This window comes from Actinomycetaceae bacterium MB13-C1-2 (assembly GCA_035621235.1).
In the GTDB taxonomy this organism is placed as follows: domain Bacteria; phylum Actinomycetota; class Actinomycetes; order Actinomycetales; family Actinomycetaceae; genus Scrofimicrobium.
Window position 1 is genome coordinate 2,539,542 of the sequence record CP141731.1, and the last position, 25,806, is coordinate 2,565,347.

Consider the following 25,806-nt stretch of genomic DNA (forward strand, 5'->3'; position numbering starts at 1 on the left):
CCCAGATTTGCTGGGGAGCGGCTCACAACTTGGCTCTCTTCAGTCCGCTCGGTGATACCTTGAACGAAACGGCCAAGAAGAAACACTCATGGCCGCGAGCAAAGTGAGCGGGGTCTTACACATGTCTCAAGCTGAAGAGATACTGACCGGCCTGGGTGGCAAGGCAAACGTCTTAGAAATCGAGCCTTGCATAACCCGACTGCGCGTTGATGTACTCGACCCGAATGTGGTCGATCAGGATGCGCTCTCGAAGGCTGGAGCCTTTGGAGTCGTGCAGGTCGGCGGATCCGTACAGGTCGTGGTTGGTCCAATCGCAGACGATCTAGCAACGAAGATCAACGAGATTATCTAGTGGTCAAGCGATCTAGCTGAGGATTTCGCGCTTTCCTCGCCCGAACTCGCTACGCATCACGGCAAAGACGCCCTCGCCCTCCACCCCGGCCGCCCGCTTGCCTAGATCTTCTAACCAGACTCTATTTCCTTCACTGTCCGCGAGCGGGACCCTCCAGTTCGGATACTCATGCTCGGTCCCCGGGAAGTTCTGGGGACGTTTCTCCCCCACTTCATCCACCAGGGCGGCCGCCACGAGGCGTGAGGGAGTTCTTGAGACGTACTGGTGAAGTGCCTCAATAATCTGTTGTTTTGTTGGATCGGCCGGAAGTAGGCCGTACTCAGTTAGCCGCGCGATGGTCTTCTCTTGTTCTGCGCGATCTCGTTCTTTTACCAACTCCACCGGGTCAACCAGCAAATCTAACTCACTACGAATCGCGGTCTGGACCCCCTCCAGATATCCGGCGGTCGGAGGGAGATCGTGCGTGTTCACCGTAGCCAGGACGTCGCGTCGGTAGCTGTTTGTGTGGATCGGCATCCCTAGATCGTCCATTTCGAACCAGAACACCGACGTTCCGAGGATCCCTCGTTCAGCGAGATAGTTCCGCACCCACGGTTCCACGGTTCCAAGATCCTCCCCAATGAGGACCGCGTCGCGACGGTGAGCCTCCAACAACAAAATCCCGACCATCGCCTCGTGGTCGAAGTAGACGTAGGTTCCATCAGCGGGACTACCGTCCGCAGGTAGCCACCATAGCCGGAACAGTCCCAGGATGTGATCGATTCGCAGCGCATCTGCCAGTTGCAATGCGGAGCGGATGACCTGTTTGAAAGGCTCGTATCCCTCCTCCTCAAGGCGCGGTGGAATCCACGGGGGTTGCGTCCACGACTGGCCCTTTTGCGCATACATGTCCGGCGGGGCACCAACGTACATTCCAGGCGCAAACAACTGGGGCGAAGACCAGTAATCCGAACCTGTCGGATGAATCCCAACGGCCAGATCAGCCATTACACCAATAGGCATTCCGATTCGGTGAGCCACCCGGTTTGGTTCTTGAAGTTGCTCGGCTGCGATCCACTGTAACCACTGATAGTAGTGGACCAGCTCTGCGTGCTCCTCGCCGAATGCCCTGGACTCCTCAGTCGCAGCGCTTCGGTATTCCTCGGGCAGCTCGCTTGTCCCCAGTACATCTGTGATAGCTGACCAGAGGGCGTGACGATACAGGTCACTGCCGCCTTCCACGCAGAACGCATTGAACTCAGCCGCGCGATGTAGGGACCTTGGCACTTCGAATATCCAGCGAAGAGCTTGGTCTTTAGCTTTCCACGTCTCGTCACGCTTTAGCTGAGCGCGACGATCCTGGTTCGAGGTGGACTCACGTAACTCGTTGATCCTCTTTCGCTTGTATTCGGACAGTCGGGCATACTCTGGGATGTCCTCCGGACGAATGTACATCGCGCTTAACCAGCGCCTTGAAACAGGACGATAGGGCGAGTTATCGATCGGCGTCACCGTCTCGGAAGCGTGCAGAGGGTTAATGAGGACGAAGTCGGCACCCTCTTGCGCACACACCGCAACCAGATTTGAGAGGTCCGCACAGTCTCCTACCCCCCAGGAGTTTCGTGACATAACCGAGTACGCCTGGACGTTGACTCCCCAGTAACGCTGGTCGCCCGATAGGACGGAGGGATCCACGCGGTTTGGGACAATGTAGAGGTGTGCTGAAACTGGCTCACGGCCCTCAACCCGTGCGTAGACACGGTGATATCCCAAAGGAAGATCTCCTGGAATCTGGAAGGTAGCCCTCCCTCGCAAGATGCCGTCGACCATCTGCGGGGGAACGTAGTTGTCCCTCTGTGCTAGGTCGCCACCGGTTCCGTCCTCAAGCACATACCAGACATCGACCTGCTGACCGTCATTGACGTGGACGTAGATGTCCGCTTCCTGCCCCTCGCGAACAACGGTACAAACCGGGAGAGTTCGCATCCAGGGAAGACTCTCAGCATGTTCGATCGCCCTGTATATGGCTTCGTTCGAACAGCCGGGCCATACCGGTAGTCCCATGGACTGAAGCACGCGGAGCAGGGATTCTTCGGAAACCTGCAAGAGTTCGCCCGTAAATCCGTAGTACGAGGTTGCAACACGATTTAGCCCCGCGAGGTGTCGCAGGGCGTCGATATCCATCTGCTCTCTGGAATCGTGTCCGCTCGCATCTTCGCCCATGATCTCCCCTACACAATCTGAACCCGCGTCAGCTGTCCGCCATTAGAGAATACCGCGATCAAGTGGCAGACTTCGCGTCCAGAGTATCGGCATCAGGCTAGAGAATGGACTACATGCCTAGGCCCATTCACGTTCCTGAAATCGATGAAGAACCAGTCGCGTCAGTGCTACGGGTACTTCAACTGAGAAAAGTCCCAAACTCCCTAAACCTCGCTGACGAATATCGAACGGCGATCGCACGAGGACTCATCGCTTCGGAGACGGACATCAACGGATCAGCCCTGGATGCCGACTCGTTCGAGGGAGACTCGCTCCCCCAGGTTCGACGTATCTACGGCGGTCAGGTGATCGCTCAGGGACTACTTTCGGCAGCGGCAACAGTGGACGACGAGGCACGGCTCCCGCACTCCCTGCACGCCTACTTCCTGCGCGGCGGAAACCCGGACGAGACGCTTCGTTTTGATGTCACTCGACTCCGCGATGGGCGTTCTTTCTCGGCTCGCTCGGTTACCGCCTGGCAGGATGACCGAGAAATCCTCACCATGACCACATCCTTTCAGGCAAATGAAGAGGGAATCGAGTCACAGGTAAATCACCGTGACGTGCCACCTCCAGAAGAGGTCGATTCGGCGCTGGAGCTTTTCCGCACCATCGATCATCCAGTGTCGAAGTTTCTCGGTAAAACAGCGGCATTCGATGTCCGCCACGTACAGAAATCTCTCTACGTTGGAGCGCCCGCGGAGAGTACGCCCTCTCAGCAACTGTGGATGAAGATCCGATCTGCGGTGCCTGATGGGGCCCCTCAGGTCATTCATCGAGCTTTGTTGGCCTATGTAGTTGACCAGGTCATGCTCGAACCGAGCCTGCGGTCGGTAGGACTCTACTGGTCCGCCCCCGGGATGTCACTGGCATCAATTGACCACTCAATGTGGTTCCACCGAGACGTCGATATCAATGACTGGCTGCTGTTCTCGGGCGAATCCAGTTCGGTCAGCAACTCGCGTGCAAAGTCAGATGTTCGCATCTATACGCGCGGGGGCAGGCTAGTGGCTTCAGCATCACAGGAGGGCATGATCCGCATCCCCAAAGATGGTGAGCGCTCTTCGGGTCACTGGACCCTCAACGAGTCGAGGTAGTCCTTTGCGGCACTCTCCAGCGCGGCCAAGGACTACCCAGGGGACTTCCGGACTCGAACTCGTGTGTTCTGATGACCTAAAGAATCCCGAGAGGGGCTAGTCGAGGATTTCTTCGGGTTGGGCGTCTGTTAGTCGCGGGTTAGGCGTCTGTGAGTAGCGCTCTTCGGACGTGCTGCCTCGGGGCCCAACCGTTCGATCTTGTTCTTCTCGTAAGCCTCGAAGTTACCCTCGAACCAGTACCACTTAGCCGGGTCCTCGTCGGTACCCTCCCACGCCAAGATGTGAGTGGCGACGCGGTCAAGGAACCAGCGGTCGTGGGTTACGACCACGGCGCAACCCGGGAACTCTTCGAGCGCCTTTTCGAGGGAGCCAAGGGTCTCAACGTCCAGATCGTTGGTCGGCTCGTCAAGCAGCAACAGGTTACCGCCCTGTTTGAGGGTTAGCGCCAGATTGAGGCGGTTACGCTCTCCGCCGGAGAGAACTCCGGCAGGCTTCTGCTGATCGGCTCCCTTGAAACCAAAGGCTGAAATATAGGCGCGCGATGGCATCTCAACGTTCCCCACCTGAATGTAGTCAAGTCCATCAGAGACAACCTCCCACAGCGGCTTATCGGGGTCGATTCCCGCTCGGTTTTGATCTACGTAAGAGATCTTCACGGTTTCACCAATATTGAGTTCCCCATCATCGAGCGGCTCTAGGCCGACGATGGTTTTGAACAGAGTCGTCTTTCCGACACCGTTGGGGCCAATGACACCGACTATGCCGTTTGGAGGAAGTGAGAAACTTAGGTCCTCAATGAGGACACGATCACCGAATCCCTTCTTTAGGTCATCGGCCTCAATGACCACGCTTCCCAGTCTGGGGCCGGGAGGAATCTGAATGTCCTCGAAGTCCATCTTTCGGGTACGTTCGGCTTCGGCCGCCATTTCTTCGTAACGCTCAAGTCGTGCCCTCTGCTTGGCTTGGCGGCCCTTAGCGCTAGTGCGTACCCAGTCGAGTTCGTCCTTAAGCCGCTTGGCAAGTTTCTGATCTTTCTTGCCCTGAATCTGCAGTCGGCGCTGCTTCTCTTCTAGGTAGGTGGTGTAGTTTCCCTCATACGCATAAAGTCGCCCGCGATCGACCTCGGCAATCCACTCGGCGACGTGATCTAGGAAGTAGCGATCGTGGGTGACGGCAATGACCGCACCCGGGTAACTTTTTAGGTGCTGTTCGAGCCAGAGCACGGACTCCGCATCCAGGTGGTTCGTGGGCTCGTCGAGCAGAAGAAGGTCAGGTTGCTCAAGTAATAGCTTGCACAGCGCCACGCGACGACGCTCGCCACCGGAGAGGACACTTACCTGCTCGTCGCCTGGAGGACAACGCAGGGCATCCATGGCCTGCGCCAGTTGCGAGTCCAAATCCCAGCCGTTCACTGCGTCGATCTGAGTCTGCAAATCGCCCATTTCGGCAAGAAGCTTGTCGAAGTCAGCGTCTGGGTCGGCCATCTGCTCAGAAATCTCGTTGTAACGTGCGAGCTTATCAACGGTTCCCTTTACGCCCTCCTGAACGTTCTCGAGAACGGTCTTTGACTCATCAAGCTTCGGCTCTTGCTCCAGGATTCCCACGGTGAAACCGGGAGTCAGACGCGCCTCACCATTCGATGGTTCATCGAGTCCCGCCATGATCCTTAGGATCGAGGATTTGCCGGCGCCGTTGGGTCCAACCATGCCGATCTTCGCTCCAGGAAGGAACGCCATCGTCACGTCATCGAGGATGACCTTGTCGCCGTGCGCCTTACGAGCGCGGACCATCGAGTAAATGTACTCTGCCACGATTCTCCGTATCTCAGTTGGGTGCGGAATAGCTGTTATCAATGCTAGACGGAGGTTCGACTTGTTCTAAGCCCGAAGTGAGTCAGTCGCCTCACTAAGTGGACGACTGAAGTCTATGGAAGCGATACAACCACTGGTCTCACCGGGCGACTGAGGCTGCGCGAAAGTCTAAGCAACACCGTTTTTTGGTGCTTCCCACCGCTAACCGGGAGCGCCATCAACAGAAGCAACTCCATAGAGGCCACAACCAGTCATCTAACTAAGTCAGTCGTCAAGGCTGCACGGACGTCTCGGTAGCACCGATTCCGCTAATCGGGCGTGCAACGCCACGGAGGTGCCTCACGAAGTGCCAATTACTGGTGAACTCTGGCTGAGCCAACTAGGCGGCAATCTCTTCTTCGTTATCCTCTTCAGTGGGATCGTCTACTTCGACGCTCACCAAATTGTCGGCGTCAACGTCTGTGTCAGTGTGCGTTTCGTCAACCAGACCCGGCGTATCATCTCGGGAACTACGATGAACGTTCTCCGACACCTCCGCTGATTGCTCTTCCACGGCCTCTTCCATTTCCTCGACCTCCACCGTCTGCCTGCGCAAACGAGAGAACGAGGAAATCCCAAAAACCATGTCGTGCCCCACTGAAACGGCATGAATGGCTATATCTGCCTTGGCCTCGCCGTCACGATTTATCCATGCCTGAGCAACAGGACGACCGACAACCAGGACTGGTGCGCCTCGACGAACCGAAAGGTTGACGTGCTCTGCCAGGGTTCCCCAGAGCTTGATGGTGTACCACTGGGGCTTGATCTCCTCCCACTGACCATCATCCCGACGACGCGATCGAGGGACGGCCATGCGGAACCTCCCGAAAGTCTTTGCCTCCGGCTCATCGCTACGGTGTAGCGCCACGTCGCTCGCCGCACGACCTCGTAGGACCACTAGGTCTTGAACACTCATTCTCTTTTCCTTTCAACTCGGGGCGACAACCCTCGTCCGACCTAAGTTCTCAGGAAAATCGGTTGAGTGCTCTAACAAGTCTGGCGGTCTGTGTATAGGCACCAAAACGGGTCCCTGTGCGCAGGGACCCGAAAAAGCGGTGAAGCTCCGCTCTTTAGGCGCTACTCGAACTCCGCAAAGTTCTTCTTCGCCTCTTCGACCACGTCGGCTGCCAGATGATGATAGAAACCGGACTCTGGGTTGAGTTCTTGTGGGAACAGTGCCCGCCTGTAGTACTCAAGTTCAACGATCGAATCTTGAATGTCAGCAAGTGCCCTGTGACCACCGTTCTTGTCGGGAGCACAGACGTAGACCCTGGGGTACCAGCGCTTCGCGAGTTCCTTGATGGTTGACACGTCGATGATTCGGTAGTGCAAGTGATCCGTCACGTTAGGCATGTAGGCGCGTAAAAAACGTTGATCCTGCCCAATCGAGTTCCCCGCCAGAGGAGCTATCCCGGGATTCGGAACTATCGACTTGATGTACTCAAGTACCTGCTTTTCGGCCTCTTCTAAGCTCACCCCATTCGCCAACTGATCGAGGAGTCCAGAGCTAGTGTGCATCTCGCGAACGAAGTCGGTCATCTGCTCAAGCGCCTCATCGCTCGGCTTAATAAGGATGTCGATTCCTTCGGCCAGCGGATGAAGCATGGAATCGGTGACGATGACTGCTACCTCAACCAGCTCGTCAACTGCTGGATCCAATCCGGTCATCTCACAGTCGACCCAAACCAATGGTGTCTTATTTGCGCGATCAGGGGGAATCATGTCATTCACCAATCCAGAATACGTTGGGTCGACGCGGAAATCGCCCTGCGCCCCTAGACTGAGGCCCGTGACACGATCTTCAAACTCTTCACGTACCGTCCTTCGCGCCGAGCGGCACTCCCAATCTCCTTTGGTTACCGCGGATCAGATCGAGGACGCGGCTCGAGTCCTCGACGGGGTCGCCCGGATTACTCCGGTGCAACCGATTGAGCGTCTTTCTGAGGCGGTCGGCCTGCCGGTAGTTGTGAAGAGAGAAGACCTTCAGCGCTGCCGTTCATTCAAGATGCGCGGCGCATACAACCGGATCGCCCGACTAGACGAACAGGAACGATCCAAAGGAGTGGTCTGCGCCTCTGCGGGAAACCACGCGCAGGGTGTGGCTCTGGCCTGCTCGGAACTAGGAATCAGAGGAACGATATTTCTTCCCTCCTCCACCCCTCGCCAGAAGCGAGACCGAATTGCCAGCCTCGGCGGCGACTGGGTGAAAATGGTTTTCGTCGATGGGGCATTTGACGAAGCACAGATCGAGGCGGAGCAGTTTGCGGATGAGACCTCGTCAATCTATGTACACCCGTTTGACGACCCGGAAGTAATCGCTGGACAGGGGTCCATCGCCAAGGAGATCTCAAACCAGCTCGGATCGGACCTAGGAACTGTCATCGTTCCAATTGGCGGGGGTGGCCTTATCTCTGGGATCGCCACCTGGTTCAAGCACAACCGGCCGAACGTAAGAGTGATCGGGGCTGAACCAGCCGGAGCCTCGTCCATGTACACGGCGTTAAGGGAGGGCGGACCAACCACGCTCGAATCCATCGACGCGTTCGTTGACGGGACTGCGGTAAAGCGCGCGGGCGACACGACCTATCAGGTTATTAGGGAACTGGTTGACCAGATTGTTCTTGTTCCCGAGGGCGCGGTCGCAAGGGAAATGCTCGAGCTTTATCACACAGACGGGATCATTACAGAACCTGCTGGAGCACTTGCTTCGGCGGCGGTCGCGATGGTGGCGAGTGGTGAGTTACCGGAGCTGAAGCTGGAGGGAACGACGGTCGCCTTGGTTTCGGGCGGCAACAACGATCTATCGAGGTATGCCGAGGTCCAAGAGCGCTCCCTGGTCTATCAGGGACTGCGCCACTATTTCTTGGTGTCCTTCCCACAGCGGCCGGGAGCTTTGCGGGAATTCCTCGACGGTATCCTGGGGCCAGATGACGACATCCTTTACTTCGAGTACATGAAGAAGAACAACCGTGAGACGGGGCCGGCGCTGGTCGGAATCGATATTCACGCCAGAGAGGACCTCACCGGACTACTCGAGCGGATGAACGCTTCAGATCTGCAGATCGAGCAGTTGGATGCGGACTCCGAACTTCTCAGATTCCTGATCTAATGCCGCGAGTGAGGCGCCCCCGGCGCGATTCGAACGCGCGACCATCAGATTACAGGTCTAACTCTTCCCCTGTTTCTGCACTCGCTCTGAACCTTCTGGCCATCTCGGTTGCGCCAGTTCTAGGTTCATTGGAACGGTGCCATGACATCTGCTAAAAACCTCTCGCGTGCCGAGGTGTGCTCGACATGCCGAAGCGACACTCAGGCCCTGGGTCTCCCTCGCGTGAGCTACGCCTTGGCGTGCCAAGGTGTCGCGCACGCCAAGGCGCCGTGGGCGACTGAACCGGATCACGACGCGGCATCGGTGGAATCGCTAACAGCAGCGACCAAGAAATGGCTGAACACGCCAACACACTCGCGACAGCAACCAAACAAGCCAACGCGGCCTAAGAATCAAAACGAATTCTGAAGGTAGCCCGCGACTTCATCACTAACAACAGCCTGACCAATACATCTTTGCCCCTCCGGCGCGACTCGAACGCGCGACCATCCGCTTAGAAGGCGGGTGCTCTATCCACTGAGCTACGGAGGGTGAGCTATCTTGCATCCACGAATATAGCGCTTCTCTTCCGCCAAGCGCCAAATGTGTCCCTTAGTGAAAGCTCACAAACCTCACATTTCATGACCTGCCTCACTCTCCCCGTTGCGAAATGGCGCAGCAACACTCAAATCGAGTAGAACTTACCAACGGCGAGACGAAGGCTGGATCGAGTCTGCGTGAGGACGTTCCCGTTGTTGGGAATGATTTGGTGGCGGACTTTGTTTTGCCTCACCGGCAAGCACAAGAAGAACAGCCTGGGAGCGTAGTGCAACCCCTTTGAGGTAAGACCGGCGACTGCGGCCTTACCCCTGTCATGGCCTCGGGGCGGCAGATCCATCTAGTGGGTGAGCCTCGGTCACACACCTGCAAGCCTCCCGCAGAATTGTGCCCGCGAACCGGGCAGACATGAAGCGGGGCAAGCACCTGTTGATTGGCGCCTGCCCCCGTGTCTGGGTTGTTGTTATGGCTCATATTTGTAGACCTTGTCGCGGGTGTTCGCCTCCAGAACGAGGATCATCATTTTGTTGCCTTGAACGTCACCTAGTATTCGATACCCTCCGGCGATCCGCCAGGACCATAGGCCTTTGAGGTTGTTGGTCATTGGTTTGGCTGTGGTGGTGGGATCATCAAGTTTGGCGGCTTCTTCGAGCTTGTCAAGAACGAGTGCGGCGACAGGCTTATCGAGACGGCGTATCGCCTTGGCCGCATGGTTGGTGTACTCAATTTCCCAGACCAAGTTCGGCCTTAAGTTCGTCGTGGCTGATGGTTTCAAGGGTGCCAGCGCGTGAAGCTTCTACGTCAGCGAGGATGCGATACTCCCATTCGAGACGGTCGAGCTGGCGTTCAATGGCCTCGTTGATGTAATAACTCTGAGTACGTCCAGTTTCGTGAGCTAGGCGCTTGATTCGAGCCTCAGTATCTGGGGCAAGTCTTACAGTCGTCGTCATAATCACTCCTTCCGACTACATGTATTCTACGTATTCGTTGTTGCCCCGTTCAAGGGCCGGTTCGCGGCGGTTTCTGGCGTCAGTGCATCAGCATACTTTCGATAACCTCACTTGACTTATGGAAGTCAAGGCGTTCTCGGGGTTGATCTTTCAGTTGCCAGATTTCCTGGAAAGGCGTCACGCCGGCGCATACCCCACCCGGCATCCATTGGGAAATAGCTGCGCTGGCACGGGTTCAACCGACTGGCGACTTCGATCAAGACAGATCGCCATATCGGCCGATATTCTGAAAGCCCAACGCCGGAAGGATTGCCATGACTCGCAACGTTCAAGTCAAGCGGATTTATGAGGATGCTTCTCCAAAAGACGGTGCCCGCGTTCTTGTTGACCGACTATGGCCGAGGGGCATCAGTAAGGACCGAGCCCAGCTAACTCTTTGGGACAAGGAAGTCGCCCCCTCCACCGAACTCCGCAAATGGTACGGACACGATCCTGCCAGGTTCGAAGAGTTCCAGAAGCGATACAAGGACGAGCTATCTTCGGGCGAGCAGACCGATGGATATCTACGACTTCAAGAACTCGCAAGAAAGGGCCCGCTCACGTTGCTAACGGCATCCAAAGCAGTCGAGATCAGCGAAGCAACCGCCCTTCAGAAATTGCTCAACGGGAGCTGGAACCCCAACGAGAATGACGAATAGCTCTTCCTCGGAGACAGTGCAAATCCGGTCTGAATCAACCAGACCGGACTCACTACTTCGACGCCGCTGGATTTTCAGATGGGGATCGCCTCGATCACCCGGCCGCTTCCCAATGTTGGAGTTCCGGATCGCTCCGATCACCAGCAATGGCTAATCGATGTCTACCTGAACGGCCTGCGTCCCAGGTAGGTCCTCGACGTTAAGACGGCACTGATCGCCTCACCCGCCTCAGTTCTGGTCGCCTCCTCATACTCCGACCCGATTTGTAACCGTATTAGTTGAGCCAGGCCGACACAACCTCCAAGAGCGGAGTAGTTGGGCGGCCAATGAGGCGAGAAAGCTCCCCCGGAGCTTGGTCGTCAAGCTCACCGGCGGCGATGGCCTGATCGGTCGAGACAAGAAAATCAACAGCCGCGGCAGGCACGCCAGCGTCAAGCAGAATCTGACGATGTTCTTCTGATGAGACGTTCTTCGATTCGACCGACCCACCGGTCCTGTCACTTATCAACGCAGCCAGGTCCGACAGAGTCCAAGGCTCGTCGCCAGATAACTCATAAGTTGCACCTTCGGCATCATCAGCCGTTAGCACCGCCGCTGCGGCCTCGGCATAGTCTTTACGCGAGGCAGAGGCGATTCGCCCGTCTCCGGCGCTTCCCAACAGAACTCCACTCGCTGCGGCCTGCTTGACTAGATCTTCGAAGTTCTCCGTGTACCAACCGTTGCGCAACAGAGCCACGGTGAACGGAGCATCCGCAAGCAACCGCTCAGTCTCCTGGTGTTCTGGTGCCACGGCGATAATTTCGGCCGTATCGGCGTGCAGGAAGCTGGTGTATGCGACGAAGCCAACTCCGGCATCTGTGGCGGCCTCGATCACTGCGCGATGTTGAGGAACCCTCTGCCCGATCGCGTTACCCGAAATCAGAAGTAGCCGGTCAACTCCATCCAACGCGGGCACCAGGGTCTCAGGACGGTCATAGTCAAACTCACGTACCTCGATTCCTTTAGCGGCCAGATCGGAGGCTTTTTCAGGGTTCCGAGCCAGCGCAACGAGGTTCTCGGCACCTGTCCTCTCTAATAGGGCTGTAGCAACAAGGCTTCCTAGTTGGCCGGCAGCACCGGTAAAGGCGATTGTCATGATGTGTCCTTTCGACTGACAACGAATATTACTTACTATTCGTAAGTGCTTACTAACGGTAAGCTAGGCTGAGCAAAAGTGTCAAGCACCGCGAGCGGATTGGGAAAGGAGAGCATCGATGGGACACAGGACAGAAGAGGTTGAGTTTGCTCCAGACGTTCTTGAGTCGAATTGCCCGTCCCGAAGATTGCTGCGGGACGTTACCGGCCGCTGGGCACCGCTTGTCCTTATCTCGCTGGACGATGGCATTAGCCGCTTCGGGGACTTGCACCGCGCAATCGGCGGCTCCAACGAACGCATGTTGTCACAAACGCTTACAACCCTTGTTGGCGATGGGTTTGTCACCCGCGATCAGGGCACAAACGAACGCCCGGTCTACGGGTTAACGGAAGGAGGGCGAGAAATCGCCCGCCAGCTCAAGGCTCTGCGTGACGCGGTCTACGATCATCTGAATGCGTCAGACGCCAGTCCCACCGACGTGGCACTCGAGTAACTCAACTCGCTGGGGTCTACCCTTTGGGAGTTGTCTGGGTCACCATTAGAACATGGACAAGGGCGAGCAATTCATTGAAGCAGATGGACACTCGGTCCGGGTCACACATCCAGACAAGATTCTCTACCCCGCAAGTGGCACCACGAAACAAGACGTTATCAACTACTACCGCTCCATAGCCGAGACGATGCTGCCGCACTGTCGGGATCGCGCTGCGACTCAGAAACGATGGCCGGGCGGAGTGGGCAACGACGGACTAGGTCAGTCTTTCTTCCAGAAAAACCTTAGCGGTTCGGTTCCCAGCTGGGTGCACACTGCAGATATCCAACACAAGGACCATGTCAACACCTATCCACTGGTAAATGACGAGGCGACCCTCATCTGGCTCGCCCAACTGGCCGCGTTAGAAGTACACGTGCCACAGTGGCGTTTCGACGCTGATGGAAACCCAATGAATCCAGACCGCCTAGTCTTCGACCTCGACCCGGGCGAAGGTGTCACTCTCAGAGACTGCGCCAACGTGGCTTTCATGATCCGTCGGAAGCTTCGCAAACTCGGGCTCGAATCAGTTCCCGTAACAAGCGGGAGCAAAGGCATTCACATCTATGCCCCTCTGGGTGGCGATCTAACCTCCGAGCAGGCCGTGACTATGGCTCATGAAATAGCCCAATCTCTGGAGCAAGAGCACCCCGAGCAGATCACGAGTTCCATGAAGAAGTCTCTTCGCACTGGAAAAGTCTTCGTGGACTGGAGCCAAAACAACCCGTCCAAAACCACCGTGGCCCCGTACTCGCTCCGCGGAAGGACAAGGCCGACCGTTGCTGCTCCTCGCACATGGCACGAACTCGCTTCCCCTTACCTGCGTCAGCTCGAGTTCGAAGAAGTGCTCGACAAAGTCGCCAAGCGAGGCGACCCGCTCGCCGAGCCCACCCGGTAACAGCCATCCGAGGGTGTCGGCGCGCATCGTCATCGAGAAACCCGGATCCCGATCTGCGCCTTGAGCCTTGGCAAAATTTCTGTCACAACCACTGGAACACACCGCCCAGATCACTAAGAGTCACTAAAGACGACGGACTTGTTATTCACCGAGTCGCCACCTCAGCACGGCCATACTCCTCGCGGCCAATCCATGACGGCGCCCCCGTCGCTAATTGAACGCCCGCCTGTACTGCGGCGGCACGTAGTCCACCTCGTACTGAAGCCCCTTGGCTGCATGCAGCGCAAAGTTCGGGTCGCGCATCGTCTCACGTCCGATCAGCACAACGTCGGCCTGCCCACTCGCCAGAATTTGCTCAGCCTGCAACGGATCATTGATAACGCCAACCGCGGCTGTTGGCACATCCGATCGCCGACGTACCTCTTCCGCGAATCGCACCTGGTAACCGGGACCCGCAGGGATTCGGGCGAGGACATTCCCACCCGTAGACACGTCAATCAGATCAACGCCGCGCCCCTTCAGCCAGTCCACCAGGCGAACCGTGTCGTCAGTCGTGATGCCACCTTCTGTCCAATCGGTGGCCGACAAACGTACCAGCACGGGGACGTCCTCTCCCACTTCTTTCCGCACGGCGTCGACCGTTTCGAAGAGGATACGTGCCCGGTTCTTGGGAGTTCCCCCGTACTCGTCACTTCGCTGGTTGCTAAGTGGTGAAAGGAACTCGTGAATCAGGTATCCGTGCGCGGCATGCACCTCAACAAAGTCAAACCCAGCCTCCACCGCGCGTCGTGCCGCTAGCGCAAACGCCGCAACAATCTCCGCGATCTCGTCAGTAGTGAGAGCGCGCGGCTCCGCAAGACCCGGGAATGCGATGGCCGACGGAGCGACCGTCTGCCACCCACCGTCCGCGAGCGCCATACTCCCCTTGCGGTCGACTCCCCACTCCGGCCACACCGACGCCTTCCGTCCCGCGTGAGCCAGTTGGATGCCGATGGCCGCCTCTTGGGAATGAACAAAGTCAATGATGGGGACGAGGGCATCCCGTTGCGCCTCATTCCAGAGTCCTAGATCAGCAGGAGAAATCCGTCCCTCGGGAACCACTCCTGTCGCCTCAACAATCACCGCACCAAACCCACCCCGAGCAATTCCCCCGTAATGCACCAGGTGCCAGGGGGTTGCGACACCGTCCCACCCCTCGGCCGAATACTGACACATTGGCGGCACCCAGATCCGGTTCCGGACGGTAAGTCCACGAAGCACAATAGGATCAAACAGTAAGTGCGACAAAAGAACCTGGCCTTTCCACAAACGCAGTCCAATAGTTACGAGGATAATCGGCTTGGATGGCACCGACCATTCATTCCCCGCGTTCTGCGACATTTCTGTTCTCACGAACTCGCTGACATTTGCCGGACGTTTCCGTACCGGAACGCCTGTCAGAGTTGGTGGCCATGTCCGCTGTCGGCAGCGTCCAGTACGTCGAACCACTCAGTTGATAGCAATGATCTTGTCGTCATCAGGACCCGGGTCAACGCGACCGTCAGTGTTATTGGTCAAAATCCATATCTTCCCATTTGGTCGAACAACCACGTCACGCAAACGTCCGTATTCCTCCACATACAGTTCAGTAAACGAAGTTAAGTCGCCAAGCGGAATCACCCGGAGCCTCATCCCACGTAGGTTCGCCATATAGATGCTGCCATCGGCAATGGCGATACCGGACGGACTTGCCACCTCCGGGGTCCAGACCGCGATCGGATCAATGAAACCTTCAGCGCCGGAGACACCCTCGTGTATCGGCCAACCATAGTTACCGCCCGGGTGAATAATGTTGAGCTCGTCCCACGCATGGTCCCCAAACTCAGAAGCGTACATGGTTCCGTCTGAACCCCAGGCTAGTCCTTGAACGTTACGGTGACCGTAAGTGTAAACCGGCGAACCCTCGAACGGGTTATCCGCAGGGACTCCACCATCGGGGGTAAGGCGAAGGATCTTTCCGGCAAGCGAGCTAAGGTCCTGCGCGCCGGTTGGGTAGTATGCGTCTCCGGTTGTTGCGTAGAGCATTCCATCCGGACCGAAGGCGAGACGTCCCCCATTGTGGTTGGTTGAGAAGGGAATGCCGTCAAGCAAGATCTCTTCGCTGCCCAACTGGTAGCTGCCGGGTTCGCCCTGAAGCTTGAACCGAACAATCCGGTTGTCTGCGGGCGAGGTGTAGTAACAGTAGAGGTAGCCCTCGTTCACCGCGAGACCGAGTAGGCCGCCCTCGTGCAAGGGTGCAGCTCCCCCGATTACGCCTACCTCGCGAGTTTGGCCGTCATCGGTAAGTTCAAGGACGCGGCGCGAGTCACGTTCACTAATAAAGGTGGCACCATTACCAAAAGCAATCGACCACGGTGCAGCGAGGTTCGTAACGACGACGCCGCTCGCGGTATCAAGGAATGTTGGCTCCGGCTCTTCCTCCGGCAGTGACTGCGGGAGTTCCTGTGGTCGGCTCTGTGATTCGTGCGCACTGCTCTGTGGTGTCGGATCGGGGTCCGTGGCAATCTCCTCGGCGGGCTGTGAACAACCCGCAAGGGCAATCGCCACGGCGGCTAGACCCGCCCAGGATAACTTTCTTCGCCTATTCGGACGGGTACGCATAATCGGTCCGATCTGATCGGTTACTTGAGCACTCCGGATTGAGGCTAGTTACGATTCAAGCAGCCCTAGGCGCTCGAAAGCTAGAGCCAGTCCACCCTCGTCCACCCCGGCAGTAACCCAGTCTGCGGCCGCTCGGGCTGCGGGAACGCCGTCGCCCATCGCCACCGAGGTTCCTGCGACACTAAGCATCTCGATGTCGTTGTCCGAATCTCCAATTGCGATCGTTTCCTCGATTGGAACGCCAAGCTTCTCCGCGATCTTCATCATTCCGACCGACTTGTTCATTCCCGGCGCCCCGAGTTCTCCGATCACGCTGACGTGTGTGCGTAGTGAACCCGGGATCACCTCGTATCGGTCGCCAAAGTGTTCCTGGACGTCTTCCAAGGTCGCCTTTGCATCGCTTGGAATCGCAAAAACTGTCTTAGGAGCGCTTTCTGGGACTCCTACACGAACGTACGGCTCGATCTGGGTCAGGTATGCGCTCCAGTCAGCAGCCGAGTCTCCCCCGGCCTCTGGTGGAATGAAGACCTTGAGGATGTCACCTAGTGTGTTGATATTTGTCCCGGTGAGCCAGTAGTGGTCGATGCCTTTGTCCATCAGCCACTCAGATATCTCCGTCAGCTCTTCTTGTGGCATCCGCACATCCAGGACAGGAGTTCCGTCGACCTCTGCGTATGCGCCGTTCAAAGCAACAATGTCCCGGAATCCGATATCCCAGAGGAACTGATAGATCTCGACCTTGCTTCGTCCCGTGCACAGAACTAGACGGTGACCGCCGGCGACGGCGGCAGTCAACGCCTCTCGCGCGGAATCGGGAAGTTGTTGGTCGTCGTTCAGTAACGTGCCATCTACGTCAAGGAATACAAGTCGGCTCACAGGTCCATACTGTCAGACGGTGCGCAGATCGCGCAGGTGCTGCCGCGAGCGCAACGGCACAGTCCGCGACCTGTTACGAAGACACGGCGCTAAGATTTAGTTGTTGCCACTGAGGCTGAAGAAAGTTCGACGGCCTACGGCGACGACATTCGCGAGAAGGCTTAATGAGCAACCACAACCATTCCGGACCAAACCTATTCCCTCGCAGAGGAACATTTTCTGAGGCGAGTCGGATCGCGCAACTTTTACGCAAAGAGACTGTCGGCGGCTTCATGTTGGTAGCGGCGGCAGTCATCGCAATGATTTGGTCGAACTCCCCCTGGTCTGAGAGCTACGCGGCCATCCGCGACTTCAAGATTGGCTATGCTCCTTGGCACCTGGAGTTAAGCATTGGTCAATGGACCTCTGATGGGCTGCTAGCAATTTTCTTCTTCATGGTCGGTCTGGAACTGAAGCGTGAGTTTGTTATCGGAGACCTAAGGAAGCTCAGCACAGCTGTAGTACCCATTGCGGCAGCCTTTGGCGGAGTCGCTGTTCCAGCTCTTATTTACACTGCCGTGGTTTCTGGAAACCCGAATCTACACCACGGATGGGCAATCCCAACGGCGACAGACATCGCTTTCGCGGTGGCGGTGCTGGCAATCATCGGCTCGAAGCTTCCTTCCGCATTGCGAATATTCCTTCTCACGCTTGCCGTCGTTGATGATCTGATCGCCATCACGATCATCGCCGTCTTCTACTCTGACAACATCAACCTTGGTTACCTTCTAGCATCGCTTGGAGTCATTGCAGTTTATGGGGTAATCGCGCAGCGTTACAGGGGCATTTTCGGCCTGCAACCGTTTGCCGCGTGGGTCGTGCTGTTCCCGATTGGTGTGGTCGCGTGGGCATTTATGCACGCATCGGGAATCCATGCCACGATCGCGGGAGTTCTGCTCGGACTGACCATTCCTGTCCTTCACCGCAGCAACGCACCAGAGGAGTTCAAGAAGCGCCCCGGACTCGCCGAAGAGTTCGAGCACCGTTTTCGACCTCTTTCGACCGGAGTGGCAGTGCCACTGTTTGCCCTGTTTGCTGCGGGAGTGCCGCTCGGCGGAGTAAACGGGTTTCGAGAGTCGCTAACAAGCACGGTATCCGTAGCGGTTATGTTGGCCCTGGTACTTGGCAAGCCCCTTGGAATTGTCCTCACGACCTGGGTGACCACTCGGCTCACCCGAACGGGACTCGACCCCTCTTACCACTGGATCGACATGGTTGGGGTAGGAATGCTGGCCGGAATCGGCTTCACCGTCTCGTTGCTGGTGGCCGAGCTTAGCTTTGATCACGGAAGTGTTGAGGGTGACCACGCGAAAATAGCGATCCTTGTCGCATCGGTGATTGCGGCGACGATGGCATCCCTCGTCCTAATTCCTCGTAATCGTCATTACCGACTGATTTACGAGGGGGAACAAGTCGACGCCGACCAGGACGGCATTCCCGATATCTACCAGAGTAACGAAGAATAACCGTTCACCCGGCGAGCGGAAATAGCATCGTCAGGGTGCCGATTACTATCAGTACAAGGCCGACCAGCGCTTTTCTAGACTGCCTTTCCCCGAATATCAGCCACGCCAAAACAACCGTGACAAGAATACTCAGCTTGTCGATTGGAGCAACGACGCTAGCTGGACCATCCTGCATCGCGCGCCAGTAGAAAAGCCATGAGACTCCAGTTGCCAAACCTGAGAGCGCAATGAACCCGATTTCGCGTCTGGGAATAGCGCTAAGTCTAGAAGCCTCGCCACTTATGGCCACCACGATCCAAGCCATTATTAGCACCACAAACGAGCGCACCGCGGTTCCTAGATTTGATTCGACGCCTACAATACCGACCTTTCCGAGGATTGCAGTCAGCGCCGCGAAAACTGCCGAACCCAGGGCATAGAAGACCCAAGAACCGGCGCCCTTCTTGGTTGGATCGGGGCGCCATTCAACCATCAGGTAGGTACCAACGGAGATCAGAGCAATACCAACAAGGCGGGCAACAAGACTGTTCGTTTCGCCAAGTAAAAAGACTGCCAGAAGCACCGTGATTACGATGCTCGACTTGTCTATGGCCGAGACCGTTGAAACCGGTCCAAGCTGGATGGCGCGGAAGAAACAGAGCCACGAGGCACCTGTCGCCAAACCTGAAAGGACCAGAAAGAACCAGGTTTGGCCACTCAGATCACCGATAGCCTGCCAAGATCCGACAATCGTTACCATCAGTAGAGCGCTCAGAAGAACGACAATGGTTCGCAGCGCAGTGGCTAAATTCGACGGAGTCTGCTCAACGCCCGCCTTGGCAAGAATCGCGGTGAGCCCGGCAAAGAACGCGGCGCCGAGAGCAAACAGAATCCACACGAGGCTAGATTGCCTCTGCTTTCAGCAAGAACAGCGGAATCTGCCTGGTCTCATCATCAACCGTCTTTGTCTGGCTATAGACCGTCTCAACTGAGTGGACCCGGAACCTTGCTTCACGACACCATTTTGAGAGTTCATCGCGATCGAATCCATGATGGCCGTTAAACCCCTCAAAGTTCTGGTGCCAAAACCCTCCATCCTGATCCATGTCAATCGCCAGCAATCGTCCACCGACTGGGAGCAGACCCCAAATGTTCTCTAGGACCGTCTGCAAATCATGAATGTGGTGGAAAGCGAGGGTACTGAAAACTACGTCCACCTCGGTGTCAGGCAGAGGCCGCTCAGCGAGGTCCCATTGCAGGGCGCTTACTTTTGGGCCGTTCAGTTCTTCTAGTTTTGTCTCGACCTGCTCGATCATTCCCGCAGATGAGTCAACCAACAACAAGCTCCGGAACTGGTCTTGTAGCTCAAGTCCCAAAGCACCCGTGCCGCACCCGTATTCAAGTCCTCGCACCCCATCGATGGTTGGCGGCAGAGCCTCACGGATAGCTGATGCAAAGACCTTTGCTCGCTCAAGCCTGCGCTGCCGATCCCATGCAGAAGCTGCTTTGTCGAACTGATTCATGTCACAACTCTAGTGTGGCGGCTGTGGGCCCCTCCGCGCTCATGGCTAAGCTGAAACGATGACTAAGCGCGACCATTCAAAAGAGCCAGCACCAAAGTATGAACCGATTGTCGAAGCCGCCCACCAGCTCTATGAGCCGGGTGTGCCGTTCGAGATCCCCATTCCCGAAGAATCGGTATTTAGTCTGCTTGAGGAAGCCGGAACCCGCTATCCGAACGTCAACGCCATCGACTACTTCGGTCAGACCTACACGTACGCTCAGATCCTCGACCAAGCTCAGCGAGCGGCCCAAGTTCTCGTGAATATGGGAGTCGAGCGAGGAGACGTGGTGGCCCTCGCTCTTCCAAACTGCCCGCAGGCGTTTGTCGCGTTCTACGCGTGTCAACGCATCGGGGCCGTTGCCGCACAGCACAATCCTCTTGCTACGGCACCTGAGATTGCCGGTCAGCTACGTCGCCATCAGGCGAAGATAGCGGTCGTTTGGGAAGGTTCTGCGGATAAGTTTCCCACCGACGGGGACTCTCCCCTTGAGACCGTTTTATCCGTAAACATCACCGCACAGATGCCGCGAAAGAATCGGGTCCTTCTCTCGCTCCCTGTCAAGGCAGCCAGAGAACAGCGCGCCCAACTTCGCACCGAGGTTCCCGAGACGATGCAGTCTTGGGACCACCTGGTCAAGAACAGTTCGGCGCTTACGGCGGACTATCCGCATGCCAAGGTCGATGACGTTGCAGTCATCCTGCACACCGGTGGCACCAACGGAGTACCCAAGTCCGTTCCCCTCACCCACCGCAACCTGGGTGCGAACGTCAATCAGTGCCTCTTCTGGGTTTTCAAGTTGCACGAGGGATCAGAAGTCTTCTTCTCGCTACTCCCCTACTTCCACGCTTTCGGATTAACCTTCTTCCTTCTAGCCGCCGTCAAGAAAGCTGCGACCCAGGTCGTCCTGCCAAAGTTCAACGTCGACCTAGCCCTTGAGGCACATCGCCGCACGCCCGTGACCTTCTTCGTTGGCGTTCCTCCCATGTTCGAGAGAATCGCAAAAGGTGCACTTGAATCGAACACAGACATATCGACGATTAGGTTCGCCGTCTCTGGCGCGATGCCCCTAAGCGAGAAAGTAGCCCACCTGTGGCAGTCGGCCTCCCACGGAGTGATCCTGGAGGGATACGGTCTTTCGGAGACCTCCCCCGTTATCTCCGGGTCTCCCCTTTCACCGGTGCGTCGCCTGGGCACCCTCGGACTTCCCTTCCCCTCTACCCGTGTGCGCCTAGTTGAGTTGGACGATCCCACCAAAGATGTCGAGGACGGAACACCGGGTGAAATCATAGTGAAGGGCCCCCAAGTGTTCTCCGGTTATCTGAATGCGCCGGAGGAGAATGAGGCGGCATTCACCGAGGAAGGCTGGTTCCGTACCGGCGATATTGCAACCAACGAGGGCGGCTACCTTTACCTAGCTGATCGCCGCAAGGAACTAATTCTCTCCGGTGGGTTCAACGTCTACCCCAGCCAGGTGGAGGAGGTGCTTCGAACATTCCCCGGCGTCAGAGATGTTGCCGTGGTGGGCGTGCCAACGGGTGATGATCGGGAAGTCGTCACCGCCGCACTCGTGATGGACGAGGGTGAACCGCAACCCACCCTCGAGCAGATTCGTGCATGGTCGCGCGATAAGGTTTCGGCCTACGCCCTTCCAAAACAGATCGCGTACATCACCGAACTGCCCCGCAATCAGCTCGGTAAGGTGCTACGTCGAGGAGTTCAGGAGCAACTTCTTGACCCGATGTCGAAGATGATTGGGCAGGCCTCTCGAACGGTAACCGGAATAGTGAGCGAGGTCGGCGAAGCAGCGTTGGATGCACTCTCTTTCGGCAAGCGAACCGACGACGAGGAGGATCGCCCAACAGAGTCCCCAGATGCTACTCCGGAGAAGTAGTCAACCATACCGAGGCAGCGGCCAACCTACATTCCTTGGCATTGGTGTAGATGCACCTATACCAACAGTCGAGAATACGGATATTAGCGGTCCGCCATGGTGGATCTACGCTCCATTCCTGCGGCAGAGGAAATACACGATCGACTCAAGCGAGTTCTGAGCTGGGCAGATGTCGTGAGGAACAAAAAGGCTGATCCTCTTCTGAAGAATCGGACTTCCGATGCCGCGAACATGGCCAGTAAGAGCTTTCCGGCGGCTGTGGCAACTGAACAGGAGTGAAAAATTTGTCCGATACTTCCAACTCGGCAATATCCCACCATTTGAACCCGCAAAATTCGGAGAGTGTTAGCTGAGCTCTGCGATGCGCGACTCGAGCTTGGTTCTCTTTCGATTAAGACGAGAGAAACCCACACCATACTTCATGATCGTGAAACCGAGTTGTTCACTGGTCGGTAGTCCCTGGGATTCCAACAGCTCTGATAGTTCAGCAGGGCTGCTTCCCTCATTAGTTTTGACAATTTCCTGAGCCCGGAGGAACTCTGGCGAACTCATCGGACTGTCCACGATGGCCTGCTCAATCTCGGCAAGTTCTGCGCGCAGCCTCGAAAGCTTCGATGATCTTTCAATCATCATCGTTCCCTAGTGCAATGCCGCAGAATTTGTCCGCCAGTAGACCATACGTTGCCTCGCGCAGCGCTATTGGCGATCTTCGGTCCGTTGAGGGCCACCCGCACATCTACATTCATGGTTCCATTTCAGCCTGACGTGAGCCTTTACGCCATGGTTAGCGCACCACAGTAGAGGTGGGGCCAGCACCACCTTAAGTCTTTCCGGGTGGGATTGCGTGGGTTACAACCCTTCCGCGACAAAAACTCAAAGCCCCAACTTCAACAAATAACACCGACCCAACCACCGAGCTGCCACCAGGTCACACCCACTAACAGTCCCGTTTCACCTGAACTGTCCTCGTCTTTTTGTCCCTGTCTGCCTGGTGTCTCGACCCCGGTTCTTCCGCCTCTCGACTTGGGTCAGTATCCTGCCGTCCCGGTGTTCACTTTATTGGCAGATCGGGGTAGGTGGCACGAAGTCTCTGAACTTTTGGTGGTAGACATCTTGAAAGCTACGCAGCGTTTGGATGAGGAAACCAGGTTCTTCACTGAACATTTGGAGTCCTCGATAGTAGAAGGCTTTCTGTTCATCAAGCACCACGAACGGCATGATGTCATTTCGAAGGCATTGGCCAAACATGACGAGCCGACCAACGCGACCATTTCCGTCCTGGAACGGATGAATCTTCTCAAAGTCGTGGTGAAACTTGGCTATATCCTCGAACGACATCCGCTCTGGCGTGGTATCAAGCAGACGGGTAATCGCCTGATCTACGTCCTCTGGCGCTGTTGTCGGGTCGGTAGTGTTGTAGCTATTGGCCAGGGTCTTCCAGTCCCCGATTGTGAACCAATCTTGGGCGGCGTCCGCCGTCCCCTCTTTGAGGATTCGGTGGAGTTCCTTCATGGCATCTGCCGTGACCGGTTGTTCGCAGTAGTCAAGCATCCGGTCAAAAGCGCGGAAACTATTGGCCGTTTCTATGATGTCGTCAGCGTGAGCGAAACCATCGATTGTTCGTGTCTCATAGAGCGTGCGAGTCTGGTCCTCAGTAAGGCGCGAACCCTCAATCCGGTTCGAATTGTAGGCAAAGGCCAACTGCGTCAGGTGGTAAATGCCGCCCTTAATCTTAGTTCGACGTTGGGCCAGCAACACTCGCTTGAACTCTGGCGCATCAAGAGAGTACTCATCCACTCCGTTCACCGCCTCGATCCTAAGGTGGATATCCTTTTGTCTCGCTGTGATATCCAGTCCTATCAGACAGGCTCTTGGACCGCCTTGAAACGATAAGAAGCAGATGGGCCGATTCTCGTGTGGAGGACCGACCCATCTTCTCTGAACACCATCGGGGTCAGAACCTTCGCTGGTACGCCATCAGGGACTCGAACCCTGGACCCACAGATTAAGAGTCTGTTGCTCTAGCCAACTGAGCTAATGGCGCGTTGCGTCGATAACTCTATTACCCATGATCCTCGCTGACAAACCAGATAGCCCACGTTTGACCCGGTTGTTGCACTTAACACAGCCGACCGACCACCACTCTCGACCCCCGACCGCGCGATTCAAATGTCCAATAGGGCTTGAATTAGGCACGTCGTGCTGCCCAGAGGTGCACCACCCCCGAATTAGGAAACATACAAAAGCGCAATTTCGCAACATTAGAAAACGCGGACAATCGCAAACTCTTCTCACACTTAGGTGAGCCTAATAGCCTTTTGACCCGCGTTTTTGGGTGATCACTTCTCAATGAATCCAGTCGGCGAGATTCTTAATACGTCACGCGGTCAGGTTTCGTAAATCGAAGCGCTTCCGCCGAGAGAATCCCGAAGAGAAAGACAAGAACAATGGCACCAACACTGGATCTACCCCGAGTCCTAAACTGCACCGTAGAAGGGTGCTCCTATAACCACGATGAAGCTTGCTCCGCGGCCGCTGTCACGATCGGATCGAAAGACAAAGCCTCATGCGTCACTTTCATTCCGCTGAGTGTAAAGGGTGGCTTGGACCGCGTTACCTCGTTTGTTGGCGCGTGTCAGAAAGCCGACTGCGTCCACAACGACCACCTGGAGTGCGGCGCCGACTCAGTTCGTGTTGGCGCTGACACAGCGGACTGCCTCACCTACGCGACCGCATAACTAGACCTCAAACCTAGAAGAGGGCCCGGGCCGCTCACTCACAAGGTGAGCGGCCTTCGTCATATCGTTTCCCATCGATATTTCCGGGCATCGTTCGTCAGTGGGGTGCGTTTGCAAATAGACTCATGAGGCAATGGCACATCTAGTTGACAGCTTTGGACGCGTCGCCAGGGACCTACGGATTTCACTAACCGACAAGTGTAATTTACGGTGCACATACTGCATGCCTTCCAGTGGTCTTGATTGGCTTCCGACAGAAGAAACACTGACTGATGAAGAAGTTGTCCGCCTTATGCGGATCGCCGTTCAAAGGTTCGGGATACGGAAGCTGAGGTTCACGGGCGGAGAGCCCCTTATGCGCAAAGGCCTCGAAGAAATAGTCAAGGCCGCTTCATCACTCCGCACGGAAGAGGGACTGCCTCCCGATCTGGCGCTCACGACAAATGGATTGGGACTAGATAAGCGTCTTCAACGCCTCATCGATGCCGGACTGAACCGGGTGAATGTCTCTCTCGACACCATGGACCCGGTTGGTTATGCCAAGCTGACAAGGCGTGATCGACTCGATGACGTAATGCGGTCCATAAGAGCCGTGGACGAAGCGGGCTTGCGTCCACTGAAGATCAACTCCGTGATTATGAGGGAGACGAACGAGGACGCCGTCCTTCCCCTCGCCGACTTCTGCCTTTCAAATGGTTACCAGCTACGGTTTATCGAGCAGATGCCACTTGGACCAAAACACACCTGGGACCGCCGTCAGATGGTCACACAGCAGGAAATCTTGGACACACTAGGGACAAGGTACAAGCTTTCACCCGAGGGCGACCCCGACATGAGCGCCCCGGCGACACTGTGGGACATTGAACCTGACGACACCCAGCCAGGAGGACAAATCGGGATCATTGCTTCGGTGACTGACCCCTTCTGCGCAACATGTGATCGAACTCGAATCACCAGTGATGGTCAGATACGAAGCTGCCTCTTCTCACTTGAGGAAACCGATCTTCGAAGCATCATGCGCAAAGGAGGCACCGACGAAGAGCTCATGGAAGCATGGCTGTTCGAACAGCACCGGAAACCCCTCGCTCACGGAATCAACGAGCAGGGTTTTGAGCAACCCGACCGCACTATGAGTGAAATCGGAGGATAGATGGAGATCCGTTATTTTGCCGGGGCGCTGAAGCGTCCGGCCGACAATCGCAGTTAATCGATG

26 protein-coding genes and 2 tRNA genes are annotated in these 25,806 nt (G+C 56.4%); 12 read left to right on the top strand and 16 right to left on the bottom strand.

From position 1 onward, the window contains the following. The first annotated feature begins 88 nt into the window (after positions 1–88). Positions 89–352, top strand: coding sequence for a glucose PTS transporter subunit EIIB (locus U6G28_11310; GenBank protein WRS30076.1), 264 nt, complete (start codon positions 89–91; stop codon positions 350–352). A gap of 12 nt (positions 353–364) precedes the next feature. Here the strand turns inward: U6G28_11310 and malQ are convergent, their stop codons facing one another. Then, positions 365–2,554, bottom strand: coding sequence for a 4-alpha-glucanotransferase (malQ, locus tag U6G28_11315; protein WRS30077.1), 2,190 nt, complete (start codon positions 2,552–2,554; stop codon positions 365–367). Positions 2,555–2,667: 113 nt separating this feature from the next. On the opposite strand from malQ, the gene U6G28_11320 reads away from it, so the two are divergent. Next, positions 2,668–3,690 carry an acyl-CoA thioesterase domain-containing protein gene (locus tag U6G28_11320; protein ID WRS30078.1) on the top strand — a complete coding sequence of 341 codons (1,023 nt, stop codon included), beginning with the start codon at positions 2,668–2,670 and terminating at the stop codon, positions 3,688–3,690. Positions 3,691–3,818: 128 nt separating this feature from the next. Here U6G28_11320 and ettA read toward each other — a convergent pair whose 3' ends face one another. The 3 genes from ettA to orn all read right to left on the bottom strand — a co-directional run bounded on the left by ettA (position 3,819) and on the right by orn (position 7,262). Beyond that, positions 3,819–5,501 (bottom strand): energy-dependent translational throttle protein EttA, encoded by a 1,683-nt coding sequence (gene ettA, locus U6G28_11325; GenBank protein WRS30079.1) that lies wholly within the window; start codon positions 5,499–5,501, stop codon positions 3,819–3,821. 379 nt (positions 5,502–5,880) lie between these two features. Beyond that, complete coding sequence (locus tag U6G28_11330; GenBank protein WRS30080.1) at positions 5,881–6,456, bottom strand: single-stranded DNA-binding protein; 576 nt, start codon at positions 6,454–6,456, stop codon at positions 5,881–5,883. Between the two features lie 161 nt (positions 6,457–6,617). Continuing rightward, positions 6,618–7,262: an oligoribonuclease gene (orn, locus tag U6G28_11335; GenBank protein ID WRS31249.1), complete on the bottom strand. Its 645-nt coding sequence runs from the start codon at positions 7,260–7,262 to the stop codon at positions 6,618–6,620. 130 nt (positions 7,263–7,392) lie between these two features. Here orn and ilvA point away from each other — a divergent pair, with 130 nt between their 5' ends. Further along, positions 7,393–8,649, top strand: coding sequence for a threonine ammonia-lyase IlvA (ilvA, locus tag U6G28_11340; GenBank protein ID WRS31250.1), 1,257 nt, complete (start codon positions 7,393–7,395; stop codon positions 8,647–8,649). Positions 8,650–9,107: 458 nt separating this feature from the next. Here the strand turns inward: ilvA and U6G28_11345 are convergent. Further along, positions 9,108–9,180: transfer RNA gene (locus U6G28_11345), tRNA-Arg, on the bottom strand. Positions 9,181–9,298: 118 nt separating this feature from the next. Between U6G28_11345 and U6G28_11350 the strand changes: the two genes are divergently transcribed. Then, complete coding sequence (locus U6G28_11350) at positions 9,299–9,469, top strand: hypothetical protein (protein ID WRS30081.1); 171 nt, start codon at positions 9,299–9,301, stop codon at positions 9,467–9,469. A gap of 180 nt (positions 9,470–9,649) precedes the next feature. On the opposite strand, the gene U6G28_11355 is transcribed toward U6G28_11350, so the two are convergent. Then, on the bottom strand, positions 9,650–9,925 hold the full coding sequence (locus tag U6G28_11355) for a type II toxin-antitoxin system RelE/ParE family toxin (protein ID WRS30082.1): 276 nt from the start codon (positions 9,923–9,925) through the stop codon (positions 9,650–9,652). Further along, positions 9,909–10,136: a DUF6290 family protein gene (locus U6G28_11360; protein WRS30083.1), complete on the bottom strand. Its 228-nt coding sequence runs from the start codon at positions 10,134–10,136 to the stop codon at positions 9,909–9,911. The genes U6G28_11355 and U6G28_11360 overlap by 17 nt, the downstream gene beginning before the upstream one ends. Positions 10,137–10,450: 314 nt before the next feature. Here U6G28_11360 and U6G28_11365 point away from each other — a divergent pair, with 314 nt between their 5' ends. Continuing rightward, positions 10,451–10,834 (top strand): DUF488 family protein, encoded by a 384-nt coding sequence (locus U6G28_11365; GenBank protein ID WRS30084.1) that lies wholly within the window; start codon positions 10,451–10,453, stop codon positions 10,832–10,834. Positions 10,835–11,108: 274 nt separating this feature from the next. On the opposite strand, the gene U6G28_11370 is transcribed toward U6G28_11365, so the two are convergent. Next, positions 11,109–11,969 carry an SDR family oxidoreductase gene (locus U6G28_11370; protein WRS30085.1) on the bottom strand — a complete coding sequence of 287 codons (861 nt, stop codon included), beginning with the start codon at positions 11,967–11,969 and terminating at the stop codon, positions 11,109–11,111. A gap of 118 nt (positions 11,970–12,087) precedes the next feature. On the opposite strand from U6G28_11370, the gene U6G28_11375 reads away from it, so the two are divergent. Both U6G28_11375 and ligD read left to right on the top strand, forming a co-directional pair. Continuing rightward, positions 12,088–12,462 (top strand): helix-turn-helix domain-containing protein, encoded by a 375-nt coding sequence (locus U6G28_11375; GenBank protein WRS30086.1) that lies wholly within the window; start codon positions 12,088–12,090, stop codon positions 12,460–12,462. 52 nt (positions 12,463–12,514) lie between these two features. Next, positions 12,515–13,399 (top strand): non-homologous end-joining DNA ligase, encoded by an 885-nt coding sequence (gene ligD / locus U6G28_11380; protein WRS30087.1) that lies wholly within the window; start codon positions 12,515–12,517, stop codon positions 13,397–13,399. A 210-nt stretch (positions 13,400–13,609) separates the two neighbouring features. Here the strand turns inward: ligD and U6G28_11385 are convergent, their stop codons facing one another. From U6G28_11385 to U6G28_11395, 3 genes are all read right to left on the bottom strand, one after another. After that, positions 13,610–14,779 carry an NADH:flavin oxidoreductase/NADH oxidase gene (locus U6G28_11385; protein ID WRS30088.1) on the bottom strand — a complete coding sequence of 390 codons (1,170 nt, stop codon included), beginning with the start codon at positions 14,777–14,779 and terminating at the stop codon, positions 13,610–13,612. Positions 14,780–14,887: 108 nt separating this feature from the next. After that, entirely contained in the window at positions 14,888–16,039 is a 1,152-nt protein-coding gene (locus U6G28_11390; protein WRS30089.1) for a PQQ-dependent sugar dehydrogenase, read from the bottom strand. A 48-nt stretch (positions 16,040–16,087) separates the two neighbouring features. Beyond that, positions 16,088–16,915, bottom strand: coding sequence for an HAD family hydrolase (locus tag U6G28_11395; GenBank protein ID WRS30090.1), 828 nt, complete (start codon positions 16,913–16,915; stop codon positions 16,088–16,090). 164 nt (positions 16,916–17,079) lie between these two features. Here U6G28_11395 and nhaA point away from each other — a divergent pair, with 164 nt between their 5' ends. Then, positions 17,080–18,420, top strand: coding sequence for a Na+/H+ antiporter NhaA (gene nhaA / locus U6G28_11400; protein WRS30091.1), 1,341 nt, complete (start codon positions 17,080–17,082; stop codon positions 18,418–18,420). A 4-nt stretch (positions 18,421–18,424) separates the two neighbouring features. Here nhaA and U6G28_11405 read toward each other — a convergent pair whose 3' ends face one another. Further along, positions 18,425–19,297, bottom strand: coding sequence for an EamA family transporter (locus tag U6G28_11405; protein WRS30092.1), 873 nt, complete (start codon positions 19,295–19,297; stop codon positions 18,425–18,427). A 4-nt stretch (positions 19,298–19,301) separates the two neighbouring features. Next, positions 19,302–19,922, bottom strand: a complete 621-nt coding sequence (locus U6G28_11410; protein WRS30093.1) for a class I SAM-dependent methyltransferase — start codon at positions 19,920–19,922, stop codon at positions 19,302–19,304. 58 nt (positions 19,923–19,980) lie between these two features. Here U6G28_11410 and U6G28_11415 point away from each other — a divergent pair, with 58 nt between their 5' ends. Together U6G28_11415 and U6G28_11420 are read left to right on the top strand one after the other, a co-directional pair. Continuing rightward, positions 19,981–21,855: an AMP-binding protein gene (locus U6G28_11415; GenBank protein ID WRS30094.1), complete on the top strand. Its 1,875-nt coding sequence runs from the start codon at positions 19,981–19,983 to the stop codon at positions 21,853–21,855. A 96-nt stretch (positions 21,856–21,951) separates the two neighbouring features. After that, entirely contained in the window at positions 21,952–22,134 is a 183-nt protein-coding gene (locus U6G28_11420) for a hypothetical protein (protein WRS30095.1), read from the top strand. Between the two features lie 66 nt (positions 22,135–22,200). Here U6G28_11420 and U6G28_11425 read toward each other — a convergent pair whose 3' ends face one another. The 3 genes from U6G28_11425 to U6G28_11435 form a co-directional block, all read right to left on the bottom strand. Then, complete coding sequence (locus tag U6G28_11425; protein WRS30096.1) at positions 22,201–22,488, bottom strand: hypothetical protein; 288 nt, start codon at positions 22,486–22,488, stop codon at positions 22,201–22,203. Positions 22,489–22,911: 423 nt separating this feature from the next. After that, a complete protein-coding gene (locus tag U6G28_11430; GenBank protein WRS30097.1) occupies positions 22,912–23,661 on the bottom strand; it encodes a Fic family protein in 750 nt (249 codons plus the stop codon). A 161-nt stretch (positions 23,662–23,822) separates the two neighbouring features. Further along, positions 23,823–23,899: transfer RNA gene (locus U6G28_11435), tRNA-Lys, on the bottom strand. A 403-nt stretch (positions 23,900–24,302) separates the two neighbouring features. On the opposite strand from U6G28_11435, the gene U6G28_11440 reads away from it, so the two are divergent. Beyond that, the gene (locus U6G28_11440) at positions 24,303–24,593 is read left to right on the top strand and encodes a DUF1540 domain-containing protein (protein ID WRS30098.1); all 291 of its coding nucleotides are present in this window, start codon (positions 24,303–24,305) and stop codon (positions 24,591–24,593) included. 133 nt (positions 24,594–24,726) lie between these two features. After that, positions 24,727–25,743, top strand: a complete 1,017-nt coding sequence (moaA, locus tag U6G28_11445) for a GTP 3',8-cyclase MoaA (GenBank protein ID WRS30099.1) — start codon at positions 24,727–24,729, stop codon at positions 25,741–25,743. The last annotated feature ends 63 nt before the right edge of the window (positions 25,744–25,806 follow it).